Raw genomic sequence first — 12,823 nt, forward strand, 5'->3', positions numbered from 1 at the left:
GGCGCTCGCCGCCCTTCAGCGCGAGCGGCACGCTCGCCGCGAAATAGCCGACCGGCGTGGGCACCATGCCGACGTCGACGACGTCGACGCCCGCCGCACGCAGGCCATCGGCCAGCGCGCCGACGAGCTCCGGCCCGGACAGGCGGCCGTCGCGCGCGACCACGACGGCGTCGCCGCCTTGCGCGCGCACTTCGCTGCCGAACGCGCGGCCGATCGCGCGCGCCGTATCGGCGTCGAGCGTCTTGCCGACCACGCCGCGAATGTCATATGCCTTGAAGATGGATTGGGAGATCATCAGTTCTCTCTCGGTTGCGTGCATGGAAAACGCTCGGACCGGCGCGTGCGCATGGCCGCCTGCGCCGCCGCCGCGCAATCGCGGCGCACCCGGGCGACGGACGAATTCACATGCGCGCACGACAGCAGCGGCATCTCGTCCCGGCGCGCGCAATGCGCGTTGCCGTGCGTTGCCGTGCGTTGCCGTGCGTGGCCGGGGCACCGGATCGCCGATACGGACGACCGCCAGCGATGCGCCATGCAATGTCGTCCGTTCCGCGTCGCCGCGGATCGCCGTGCACCGTCGCCGCGATCGCCGACGCGCATGCAGCTCGCCCACACGACGCGCGCATTGCGTCGTCGTTCGCGAACCGCGTTGCAAATCGCCACCGCCTGCCATGGTCGGCCCGCATGCGCGGCTGCCGATGCGCCGGCCGCGTCGCTTCCGCCCCCGCCGGTCGTTCGATCAGGCACTGTACGTCGCGCACACGCCGACGGGCCGACAAAGCTCTGAACGATTCCGCCAGCGCGCGACACGGCGGCAAAGGCATCGCATCCCCGGCCGCACACCCCGCACGCGCCGCGCTCAGTCCGTCTGCGCGAGATACGGCGACGTGAACACGCGCGGCGGAAACGGCGCCAGCCCGCCTTGCGGCGTGAAGCTGTAGCGCAGATACACGGCGGCCGTCCATTCGCGATACTGATACGCGTTGCCGAACGACGCGGTCGCGCCGACGGCGAGTTGCGGCGCGACCTGATATTCGCCGCGCGCGGCGAGCGAATACGCGACGCCCGTCTTGCTGTGCGACGGGTACAGCGCACCCGGATCGAGGCCCACGGCCTGGCTGGCGGCCGCGTTCGCCGCGGCTTGCGCCTGCATGCCCGGATCGAGCGGGAAATACGGCACCGCGTTCTGCCGGTAATGCTGCACGCCGATCGAGCCGTTCAGGTCGTAGGTGAACCCACCGGTCCTGCCTGAATACTCGACCGGAATGTTCAGTATCACGTACTGCTGCGGGCTGAAATACCCGCCGTGCCCGTACGTGAAATACGACTGGTTCTTGCTGAAGCGCATCCACGTCGCGTTGACGCCGACGGTGAGCGTCCGGTCGGCATCGTTCAGGATGCGCGTATACGCGCCGCCGCTGCCCTTGCCGGAGAAGTTGCGCTCGACGTGATGGCCGTCGTAGAAGTCGAACCCGGCCGCGACGTAGGTGCCGCTCGTACCGTCGTCCCAGCTCAGCGTGCCGCGCGCGCCGCTGCGCATCACGCCGCCCCACTTGAGGCCCGCGCCCGCGTCGCGCGCGCCCGCGTACGACAGCACGCTGTCGGTCACCGCGCGGCGCGTCACGGCCAGCGAATACGCCGCGCGATCGGTGATCGCGCCGTTGTAGCGCGCGCCGCCGACGATGTCCTGATACGGAAACCCGACCGGCGTCGCGCCGATCTCGGCCTGCACCTGCTTGCCCTCGTAGCCGAGCGCGACGCCGACGCCGCTCGCGGTCTGCGAGCCCGGCGAGCCGCCGCCCGCCGCCTTCGACAAGCCCGCGCCGAATCGCGCGAGGGTCGGCACGTCGGTGCTCGCGCTGCCGCCGTCGAGCATGACCGGCGTGGCCGTCACGACGACGTGGCCGTTGCCGGCCTTGATGCGCCCTTCGATCGGCGCCTCGATATCGGTGAGAGCCGACAGCCCGGCTTCGCCGGTCCGGTTGCGGAACACGAGGCCGCCGGTCAGCGCGCTGGTCTGTTCGCGATTCACCTGCGCGAGCTCCGACGCGACGTCGAGCAGCTGCGCATCGGCGGCGTTCGCGCCGCCGTCCGGCTGCGGCGGCTGGCTCGCGGGCCGGCCGCCCGCATAGCCGGCCGGCGGACGCGGAATGTAGCGTGGCGCCGCATACGGATCCGCGTCCGTCTGCGCGAGCACGGGCTGCCGTGTCGCCTGCGCCTTCGCGCCGCCGCGCGCCAGCCTGCCGGGCCGGGACGCAGGCACGGGCGCGGGCGCGGCCGCCGATGCAGTCGCCGATGCAGTCGCCGATGCCGCGGCACGCGACGCGGGCGACATCGGCCACGGCGTCGCGACGTAGCCCGCACCACAGTCGTCGTCAGCGCTGGCCGACGCGCCGCATTCGGGCGACGGCACGTCGGCCGCCGGCTGCCGATACGGCCGATAGCGCGGCGCGGCCGCGGCGCGTCCCGACTCCGCCAAGCCGCCGCCGTCGCCGCCGTAACCGTCCGGTTCGCGCGCAACGGGCAGCGGCGCGGCGCGCGGCGCCGGACTGGCCTCGGGCATGGCGGACGGCATGACGTAGGTCGCGGGCGGCGCGGGCGGCATCGAATAAGGCACGGTCGGAACGTAAGAGGACGGAGAGGGCCACGAAGGCGCGCCGGGCGCCGGCAGCGCCGCGCCGGAACGCGGCGACGGACGCGCGGCGTCGACGGCGGTCTTGCCTTCGAACGGATTGGTGCCGGGCAGCGGGTTCGCGCCGATGCGCCGCAGCGCGTCGTCCCAGCCGCGCGGCACGTTCGCGCGTGCCGGCTGGCCGGACGCGGGCGGCGTATTGGCCGCCAGCAGCGCCCGCTGCAGATACTGCGCGGCGAGCGTGAGCTTGCCCTGCGCGCGATACAGACGGCCGACGGCCGCGAGCAGCGCTGGGTCGTCGGGCGCACTGCGCAGCGCGCTCGCCGCGAACGCTTCACCGTCGCGCCACGCCTTCGCGCCGCTCGCCGCATAGATCGCCGCGATCAGCAGGCCGACGTCGTCGGGGCGGCGGGCCAGCGCGACCCGATAGCACTTCAGCGCATTCGCCGGATCGCCGGCCGACGTGTACAGCCGCGCGAGCGCGCCCTGCAGCTCCGGGTTGTCGGGCATCGCGGCCAGCCACGGCGCGATGACGGCGTAGCCGCCGGCGAGGTCGCCTTCGTCGCGCACCTGATCGGCGCGACGCACGACGATGTCGAGATTGAGCCGTTCGACGTCCGCACGCTGCGCGGGCGACAACTGCATCGCGTCGAGCCGCCGCATCGCCTCGGCCACGCGCACCTCGTCGTGCGCGGCCGACGCGAGCCGCGCGTATTGCAGCAGCAGGCCCGCATTGCCGGGTTCCCGGCCCAGCGCACGCTGCACGATCCACAGCGCGCGCGCGGCGTCGCCGGCCTGCGCGTAGCCGGCGGACAGCTGCGCCGCGAGCGCCGGCACCGACAGGCCGATGCCGTCCGCCTCGTGCAGCACGGCGAGCGCCTTCGCTTGCTGGCCATGGCGCGCCAGGCGCGTCGCGAGGGCCACCTGCTGGCCGACCCACAACCGGTGCTGCAACGTCGTCATCGCCGCGGTGCGCTGCGCGGGCGCGATGCGCTCGAGCCGCTGCAGGCCGACGCTCCAGTCCTGCGTCTGCTCGGCCAGCAGCGCACCGGCATAGAGCGCATCGGGCATGTCGGGCCGCTCGGCCAGCAAGCCGTCCATCAGGCTGCGCGCGGAGCCGATCGCGCCTTGCCGCACGTACACGCGCGCGAGGTCGAGCCGCAGCCACGGATCGTCCGGATTGCCGGCGAGCGCATCCTCGAACAGGCTGCGCGCCGCGCCGAGGTCGCCGCGCGCTTCGGCCTGCCGCGCCTGCGCGGCCTCGGCCGTACTGCGCAAGCGCTCGAGGCCGCCGGCCTTCGCTTGCTGCTCGGCGCTCAGTTGCGTCGCGAACTGCAATGCCTCGTCCGCGCGGCCCTGCGCGGCCAGCGCGCCGACCAGGCCGCGCATCGCGTCCGGGTTGTCCGACTGGCGCCGCAACGCCATCCGGTACGCCTGCTCGGCGCCGGGCGCGTCGCGGTTCTCCAGCAGCGCGTCGCCGAGCAGCACCTGCGCGGTGACGTTCGACGGGTCCGCGAGAATCGCGCGCTCGAACAGCGCCTTCGCCTGCGCGAAGTCGCCGTTGCTCTGCGCGCCGAGCGCGCTGCTCGTGTAGAACCAGTAGGTGGCGCTGTCGAGCGCCGAGCGCCAGCGCGCCGCATTGCCGCCGCGCGACGCGCGTTCGAGATCGCTGCGCGCCTGCGCGAAGCGCTCCTGCTTCAGCGCGACGATGCCGCGCCCGCCCAACGCATCGCTGTCGTTCGGGTTGGCGTCGAGCACGGCGTCGAAACGCGCGCGCGCCGCGGCGAGGTCGCCACGATCGAGCGCCACGAAGCCGTCGTCGATCGCGCGGCCGCGCGCTTCGTTCGCCGCGCCGCGCCGATCGGGCTCGCGCGCCGCCAGATCGGGCCGCACCATGCCGTCGTAGCGCGCCTTGACCGGCGCATCGTCGGGCGCGACCTTCAGGTACGCGAGATAGCGCGCCTGGTCGGACGGCCGCGCCGCGAGCCACAGCAGCGCCTGACGCCAGCTTTGCAGCGCGTCCTTGCCGACCTTGCCGTCGCCGGCCAACTGTTCGAGCCGGTCGATGCCGTCGCGGCGCGTCGCGTCGCGATAGGTCAGATGTTGCGCATAGGCGAGCGCGTAGCGCGGATCGTCCGGGTTGTCGCGCGCGAGCCGTTCGAGGCCGCGCCGCGCATCGTTCCATCCGCTCGGCGTGGCCGCGAGCGCCTGGAAATATTCACGCTGCAGCGCCGGCGACGACGGCACGCCCTGCAGCGCGCGCTGATACTGCCGCACGGCCTGTTCGCTCTGCCCGCTTTGCGCGAGGCGGCGCGCATCGCCCAGCTCGGCGTCCCGCGCACTCGATTCGCCCAGGCGGCTCGCGAGTTCGTCGGTGCGCGCGAAGCCGGGCGCGGTGCGGCGCAGCTGCTCCAGATAGCGGCGCGCGCCGTCGAGATCGCGGCGATCGGCGAGCACCATCCCCATTCCGAACAGCGCGTCGGGCTGATTCGGATCGACGCCGAGCACCTTGTTCCATGCCTGCGCCGCGAGATCGCCGCGACCGTGCGCCTGCCAGTAGCGGCCCTGATCGACGAGCACTTTGAGCGCGTCGTTGGCGGCCTGCGCCGCATGCGGCAGCGCCAGCGCGCACACGAGGCTCGCGACACCGCCCGCGCGGGCGCCGAGCCCGCGTAACCGTCGGTCGCGCATGTCACTCCTTCAGCCGGCGCGCCGCACGCGCGCGCAGCAAACGATAGAACAGCGCCGCCGCGATGAAGGCGCCCAGCACGCCCACCAGCGCGAGCAGCACCGGCCGCCCCGACATGACCCAGCGCACGTAGGTGAGCGGCGGCAGCGCGCCGAGGTGATACGCGGTGTCGGTCGACGCGACCGTCACCGTGCGATCGCGAATCACCACCGTCGCGCCGCGGATCGACGCGAGCAGATCCTCGTCGAGCAGCGCCGGCCCGAGCACCGCGTCCGCATGGCCGGTCGCGCCGATCAGCGCGACCGCGCTGCGGGCCTTGCGCAACGGCGATTCGAAGCCGGCGATCACCGCGCTCGCGCCGTCCGCCACGATCGCCAGGCCGGCCTGCACGCGCTCGGCGCCCGGCGAATCGGCCGCGACCGCGCGGCCGAACAGGCCGCCGAACAGGCCACCGAACACGCCGCCGCGGCGCTCGTCGTCGAACGGGATGCGCGCGGCCCAGCGGCTCAGCAGCGGCTGCGTGTCCGGCGCGCCGAGTATCAGCAGATCGCGCGACGCGAACGCATCGACGCCGGCCGCGTCGGTCACCGCCACGCCGCTGACCGGATAGCCGGTCGACGCGCCCATCCGCCCCATCGCGAGCAGGTACAGGCCGTAGACGTCCGCCGACGGCTCGTTCGGCAGCACGACGGCCGTGTCCGACAGATCGGCCATGCGCGTGAACGGAAAGCCGCTGTTCGCGAACGCGGCCAGATCGGGCAGTGCGATGTAGTGCGGGAACGACGACACGTCGATCGTCGAGCCCGGGTCGATCGCGCCCGCGACGTTCTGCAGCAGCCGCCCGGTGCATTTGCCCTGATCCGGCATCTCGTAGAAGAAGTTCAGCGCCAGTTGCGCATGCGGCGTCACCAGCGGCGGCGGCACGTGCAGCGTCGCGCGCGCGGTGCCGTCGGCGACGAACGGCAGGTAGCGGCTCAGGCTCCAGTTGGCCCAGTCGCGCGCCGGAATCGGCAGCGCCTTCACGAACGTGTCGTCGACGCTCAGGTTGAGCGACGAGCGATCGGCGCGCAGGGTCGGCGTATAGCGATACCGCAGATCGATCGGCGCGCCGCGCGTGTTCCACGTAAACAGATCGGGCGCCATGCGCAGATCGAGCCGCACCGGGCCGGCCTGGTAGCCGGACACCGATAGCGCGCGTTCCGCGGCCAGTTCGCCGAAGCGGACCGGGCGAACCGACGACAGCCAGTTCGGCGCGTCATACGGCACGCGCGGCGCGGGCGGCTGCACACCGGTGACCGTGGCGCGCGTGCCCGCGAGCGGGCCGCGGCCGAATGCGAGCGCCAGCGCGGCCGCCTTCAGTTCGGCCGGCGTGCGTCCGAGCACCAGCAACAGCTGGCCGTGTGCGGGCGCGGGGCGGTCGGCGACCGCCAGCGTCGGCCCGTCGATGGCCGGCAGCGGGACGCCGTCCACCCGATCGTCGGTGGTCGCGAACACCACGACGTTGCCCGCTTCCGGCATGGCGCCGACGCGCACCGGGAAGCGCGCGCCGCGATACGACGCGAGCGCGCCGAACCACGATGCGACGATACCGGCCGCCTCCAGCGTCTCGCGCGACGGCCGCGCGGCGAACGCGAACGGCAGCTCGAGCCGCCGCACGTCGCGCTGATCGAAGAACGGCGCGGGCAGCACGCCGAGCTCGGGCGGCTCGGGCAGCGTCGCATAGGTCAATTCCAGCCGGCTCGCGTTGCTCACCGTCGCCCACAGCGACGAACTGGCCGGATTCTCGCAGCCGTTCGTGTAATGGCCGATCAGCTGAACGTTCAGATGGTTGTACTCGGTGACGAAGCGCGGATCGATCGGCACGTCGCGTGCGACCGTCATCCCCGCCTGCGCGGCCGGCAGCGGCAGCGTCGCCGCCACTTCGCCGTTGACCAGCACCTTCAGCTGCGACAGGTCCGGCAGCAATGCGGGCGAGTAGCTGTAGACGAGGTGCAGCGCCGCCGCCGTGACGACCTCGTCGCGCCGCACCGAAAACGCGACGCCGTTCTGGCCGTCCGTGCCGTGCAACTGCAACGGATCGCGCGCGCCGAGATCGGCGAACGTCAGCGCCTGACGCCGGCCGCCCGGCACCAGCGTGCCGGGCTCCGCCGTGGTCGGCAGCCGGCCGGCGCGGCGACGCTCGGCTTCGTCCTTCGGCACCGGCTCGGCGAGCAGCGGCGGCGGCGCGACGGCTGGGCCGGCCGGCACGGCCATCGACAGCGACGGCAAACGATCGGCCAGGCGCTCCGGCGGCTCGCCGGGCGACGCGGCAGGATCGAACGCGCGCACCGCGCCGGGCTGCTGGGCCAGCGCAGCGGATGCCCAGAGGCCCAACGCGACGCCGCTCGCGAGCGCGCCGAACGCGCATGCGCACGTCCGCAGCTTGCGCGGCCAGCGCGTGCGCCAGCTGCCGGCCCGCGCGCGACGAGCCGCGGCTACCCCCATCGAAACGCGCGCGTTTTCACCCGCGTCGTCGCGCGTGCCGCCGCGCCATCGCGACATCCCCGTCATGCTGTCTGCCCTCGTGTTATTTCTTCGTGATGGTGTCGGCGGCGTCGCCTTTGCCGCCGCGGCCGCCGTGGTGGCCGCCGCGCAGGTCGCCGTACAGGCGCGCGATCACGCGCAGCAAACCGCGTATGCCGACCGTCGCGAGATGCAGGAATGCATGCGGCGGCGAGTCCGGCCGGCGGCCCGCGGTCCAGTCGATCCATGCGTCCGCGCGCGCGAACGTCGAGCTGACCAGATCGAATTCCTGCTGTTGCGACAGGGTCTCGAAGCGGATGCCGAGCCGCCCCGGTTCCGCGTACTCGATCGTCCCCGGAAACGCGTACTCGTCGACGCCGCGAAACAGCGACACGGTCACCTGTTCGCCGTCGGGCACGCGCGCGTCGTCCGGCACCGCGACGCCGATGCCGCCTTCCGAGTAGTCGAGCGTTTCGCACGCCAGCGTGCGGCCGTTGCCGAACCGCAGCATCACCGGAATGCGCGCGGCGACGCGATGCGACTCGCGCACCTGCCGGCGCTCGTTCGCCGCGGCGACCGCGAGGCCGAGGATCAGCAGGTTGTAGGTCGTCCACGCGAGGTTGAACGCCGTCGTCTGCACCTCGCTGCCCACGCCGCGATTCAGCGCGATATGCAGCGCGCCCATCGCGAGGCCGAACGCGTTCAGGATCACCAGGCTCAGGTACGGCTTCGAGATCGCCCAGTCGAAATAGCCGCGGTCGATCCGGCCGCCCTTGGCCGTGACGTTGAACGTGCCGAGCCGCGGATTGACCAGCGCGAGCAGCGTCGGCAACGCGATGTACGACGCGAGCACGGCCTCGTAGACTTCCGCCCAGAACGAATGCCGGAACCGGCTCTGCATCCGCGAGTTCGTCAGCGTCGCGTGCACGACGTGCGGCAGCGCGTAGAGCGCGAGCATCGTCGCCGATGCGTGGATCACGTGCGCGCCGAAGAACAGGAACGACAGCGGCGCGGTGAGGAACACGAGCCGCGGGATGCCGTAGAAGAAATGCATCATCGCGTTCAGGTAGCACAGCCGCTGCCCCAGCGTGAGCCCGCGTCCGAACAGCGGATTGTCGATGCGGAAGATCTGCGTCATGCCGCGCGCCCAGCGGATGCGCTGGCCGATGTGGCCCGTCAGGCTTTCGGTCGCGAGACCGGCCGCCTGCGGGATCGCGAGATAGGCGGTCGTATAGCCGTGGCGATGCAGCTTCAGCGCCGTATGGGCATCCTCGGTGACCGTCTCGGTCGCGATGCCGCCGATCTCCTCGACCATCGAGCGCCGCAGCAGCGCGCACGATCCGCAGAAGAACGTCGCGTTCCAGAGGTCGTTGCCGTCCTGCACCAGCCCGTAGAACAACTCGCCTTCGTTCGGCACCTTGCGGAAGATCCCGAGGTTGCGCTCGAACGGATCGGCCGAGAAGAAATGATGGGGCGTCTGCAGCATCGACAGCTTCGGGTCGCGGATGAACCAGCCGAGGCACAGCTGCAGGAACGAGCGCGTCGGCACATGATCGCAATCGAAGATCGCGACGTACTCGCCGTGAGTCGCCTTCAGCGCTTCGTTCAGGTTGCCGGCTTTCGCGTAACGGTTGTGATCGCGGATCGTCCAGTGCACGCCGACGGCTTCGCAGAAGTCCCGGAACTCCGGCCGGCGCCCGTCGTCGAGCACGTGGATCGACAGCTTGTCGGCCGGATAGTCGAGCGCGAGCGCCGCGTAGACCGTCGGTTTGACGACGCTGAGCGGCTCGTTGTACGTCGGGATGAACACGTCGACGCTCGGCCAGTCCGCGCGCGACGCGGGCAGCGGCAACGGCTTGCGCCCCAGCGGCCACGCCGTCTGGAAGTAGCCGAGCAGCAGCACCGCGGCCGCATACACTTCGGCCGCGACGAGCAGCGCGCCCCAGGCCGCGTCGAGCGGGTGCGACCACACCAGCGTTTCGGTGAGTCGCCAGAACATGTACCGGCCGGTGGCCACGACCGACAGCACGATCATCACGAGCGTCGCGTAGCGGCCGTTCACGCGCCGGATCGCGAGCGCACCGGCCAGACAGCAGGTCGCGAACGCGAGCTGGCCGGCGTCGTCGAGCGGCACCGTACAGACGAAATACAGCGCCAGCGCCGCGCATGCGGCGAGCGGCGCCGTGACGAGCCAGCCGCTGCCCGGCAACCGGTCGAGCAGCCGGTCGAGCGCCGATCCGCGAGAGACCTCGACAGCCGCGCTCATGCCACGCTCCGCGCATTCGCGCGCCGCCCGAGCGCGCGTTCGAGCCACTCGGCACACGCGCTCAGGTCGGCCGCGGCCTGCGAACGCGGGTCGTAGCGATGCACGGTCGTGCGACACGCGAGCGATTCCGCGACGCCCTGATCCGCGTGAATCACGCCGGCGAAGCGCGCCGCGCCGACGCTGTCGCGCAATGCGCGCAGCACGTCGCGGCCCAGCTCGCGCGACTGATCGACCTGATTGACCACGTAGCCGTCGCCGACGAAGTCGGTGCGCGTCGCCGCATAGGCGTCGAGCATGCGCCGCATCTGCGGGATCGACGCGTACGACGCCGCGTCGGCGAGCAGCACGGTCAGCACGAAATGCGCCGCCGTCAGTGCGGCGCGCATGTAGACCGACGAGCCGGGCGGCGTATCGACGATCACGATGTCGTCGTCGCCGAGCGCGAGCGCGGCGAGCCCGCGCGCGAGCCACGCCGGATCGCGATCGAGCATGCGCTCGAAGCGGCGCTGATCCGTTTCGCCGACCACGCCGAACGGCATCACCGCGATCCCGTCGACCACCGCGAGCGGCCACTGCCGCTCGCTCAGCGCCGCGCCGGCCAGCCCGTCGCTCATCTCGAGCGGTACGCCGAAATGCAGCTTCAGCGCATTCTGCGGATCCAGATCCACCACGCACACGCGATGCCGGCGCGACGCCGCGAGCACGGCCGCGAGGTTCGCCGCCAGCGTCGTCTTGCCGACGCCGCCCTTTGCCGACGCGATCACGACGATCTTCATGAACGGCCCGTCCATACCGGCGGCGGCTTCGGCGCGTCGGCCGGCGCGTGACCGCGCAGCCGCTCGAACAGCGTCTGCAGCGGCTCGGACGAGCCGGGCGCGCGCGTGCGGTCCGAGGCCGGCGACTTGCCGACCAGTTTCTTCAGCGCGCCGGCGCTGCGATCGCGTGCGGCGGCGGCGGTTGCGCACGCCGCGCGCGTGTCGGCCGTCGCGGCGTCGGCTTCGGGATGCGTGTGCTCGGCAGCGATCGGCGCGGGCCCGCGAGGCGCGTCGTCCGCTTGCAATTCGACACCAGCGAGCAGCGGCCAGCGCGCGCGCGCCGCATCGGCATCCGCTTCCGCGCGCACCTCGTGATAGCGTCCGGCATCGCCGCCGAAACGCTTGAACAACGATTCGATATCCCGTGAGCTCGACATAAGCTGCCCTGTTGTCATGACGGAGAGTCCGGTCGCGCGGGCCGTTCAGCGCGGCGCGCGAGCGATGCGCAACTCGATCCGTGCGTCGTCCTGCGGCACGACGTCCTGCGTCACGCGCAGGCCGGCCGCGCCGACGCTGTCGAACCAGCCCTGATACGCGCCCTGCAGGAACGCCGCCGACCAGCCGAGATGGCTGGCGCCGAGCGCGCGCAACGGCGCCGCGTAATGAACGATGCGCAGAAACGCCTGTTCGTCTGACAGCTCGGCGTAGCCCCACTCCATTTCGCGCCAGCGCGCGTTCAAGGCGTTCGTGAGATCGTCGGTCGACTCGCACGGGCCGAGCGGATGCGCGGCCGCGAAGCGCATGCCGACGCGCGCCATCAGTTGGCGGAGTTCGTCCTGATCGAGCTGATCGCTGAATTCGCCGGCAAGCGCCTCCAGGAACCCGCGCCATTGCGGCGACACCTGGCGCTCGAGAAGGTGCTCCAAGATTTCCTGCATGCGAGACGGCCCCGGTGAAATTGGATGATCGATGTGCCCGCATCGTGCCTGTCGTGTGCGGGCATCGTGCCAACGGCGTTTTGGAAATCGTAGCGAATCCCGCTTCGCGGATGGGCGCCAACATCTAGCCCGGAGGCGACAAACTGGCAGACGTAACCGACAACGGGCCGGCTGCGTCAGCGCGGCCGTTTCGTGCGCCCGCCCGTCGTCGGACGGCGAACACACTTCACGCGGCGCTGGGCGCGCCGCGAGGCATCGAGCGACTACGCGGGCGTCGTGTCAGGCCAGGCCCGGCGACGATTCATCGCGGAATTCGCAGAACAGCTCGCGGCGATCGGCGAGCACCTCGATCTGCTCCGGCGTCAACCCGGCGACGATCGATGCGACTTCGTCGGACATGCCCAGCTGCTGTTTCGCGACTTCGCGATCCGCATGCAGCAGGCGCTGCGCGAGCGTCAGGTATGAACGGTTGAATTCAGCGATTGCGTCGAAGACGTCGTCCTGTTCGGCCATGATCGTTCCTGTTATTGTCGGCCGGCCGTCGGATTCGGCAGGCCACGGGGCGCATGTTCCCGACGCCCGGCGTTCTCGACCGAGTACTGTATGTGACGCATGCACCGCTGAACGGACAAAGCATAGACGTAATCCGCCAAATCGCGATGTTCTGCGACTGGCGCGATTGCCGCAATCGCGGCGGTTACCGCGAGCGCGGAATGGGGCCTACGGGGACGGAACCGGTGCGTCGGGCCTGGCCTGCGTCAGGCGCTCGACGAGCGCTTCGAGCTCCGCCGGCTTCAGCGCAATGATCACTGACGCAATCTCGTTCGAGATGCCGAGCTCGCGTGCAGCCACGTCGCAATCGATCTTCAGCATCTGCTGCATCAGTTCCAGGTAGGCCGGGTCCAGCGCTTCCAGTGCGCGGCAAATGTCGCGTTGTTCCATCATCGCGCCCTCCCGATAACACGCCCGTGACGTCGATGGATCGGCATTCCGACGCGTCGGCAGTTGCCGTTCCGGTGTGCGGATGCAAGCCGCGCTTCA

Annotated in this window: 8 protein-coding genes and 1 pseudogene; all 9 read right to left on the minus strand. The window is 71.5% G+C overall.

All coding sequences use genetic code 11. The annotated features are described in order from the left end of the window. Positions 1-319, minus strand: a pseudogene (locus tag C3Y15_RS16255) (phosphomannomutase/phosphoglucomutase); the annotation flags it as partial. A 540-nt stretch (positions 320-859) separates the two neighbouring features. Beyond that, positions 860-5,323, minus strand: a complete 4,464-nt coding sequence (locus tag C3Y15_RS16260; RefSeq protein WP_124260102.1) for a cellulose biosynthesis protein BcsC — start codon at positions 5,321-5,323, stop codon at positions 860-862. 1 nt (position 5,324) lies between these two features. Further along, entirely contained in the window at positions 5,325-7,871 is a 2,547-nt protein-coding gene (gene bcsB / locus C3Y15_RS16265) for a cellulose biosynthesis cyclic di-GMP-binding regulatory protein BcsB (RefSeq protein ID WP_124260103.1), read from the minus strand. 16 nt (positions 7,872-7,887) lie between these two features. After that, a complete protein-coding gene (gene bcsA / locus C3Y15_RS16270; RefSeq protein ID WP_124260104.1) occupies positions 7,888-10,089 on the minus strand; it encodes a UDP-forming cellulose synthase catalytic subunit in 2,202 nt (733 codons plus the stop codon). Further along, on the minus strand, positions 10,086-10,865 hold the full coding sequence (gene bcsQ / locus C3Y15_RS16275; RefSeq protein ID WP_124260105.1) for a cellulose biosynthesis protein BcsQ: 780 nt from the start codon (positions 10,863-10,865) through the stop codon (positions 10,086-10,088). The genes bcsA and bcsQ overlap by 4 nt, the downstream gene beginning before the upstream one ends. Then, positions 10,862-11,299 carry a cellulose biosynthesis protein BcsP gene (gene bcsP, locus C3Y15_RS16280; RefSeq protein ID WP_308117486.1) on the minus strand — a complete coding sequence of 146 codons (438 nt, stop codon included), beginning with the start codon at positions 11,297-11,299 and terminating at the stop codon, positions 10,862-10,864. Before bcsP ends, bcsQ begins: the two co-directional genes overlap by 4 nt. Positions 11,300-11,326: 27 nt before the next feature. Beyond that, positions 11,327-11,782: a cellulose biosynthesis protein BcsD gene (gene bcsD / locus C3Y15_RS16285; RefSeq protein ID WP_124260107.1), complete on the minus strand. Its 456-nt coding sequence runs from the start codon at positions 11,780-11,782 to the stop codon at positions 11,327-11,329. Between the two features lie 279 nt (positions 11,783-12,061). Continuing rightward, positions 12,062-12,295 (minus strand): flagellar transcriptional regulator FlhD, encoded by a 234-nt coding sequence (locus tag C3Y15_RS16290; RefSeq protein WP_011880561.1) that lies wholly within the window; start codon positions 12,293-12,295, stop codon positions 12,062-12,064. Positions 12,296-12,502: 207 nt separating this feature from the next. After that, a complete protein-coding gene (locus C3Y15_RS16295; protein ID WP_059703086.1) occupies positions 12,503-12,727 on the minus strand; it encodes a flagellar transcriptional regulator FlhD in 225 nt (74 codons plus the stop codon). Positions 12,728-12,823: the final 96 nt, after the last annotated feature.

It is taken from the genome of Burkholderia sp. B10, assembly GCF_004368385.1.
Taxonomy (GTDB): domain Bacteria; phylum Pseudomonadota; class Gammaproteobacteria; order Burkholderiales; family Burkholderiaceae; genus Burkholderia; species Burkholderia vietnamiensis.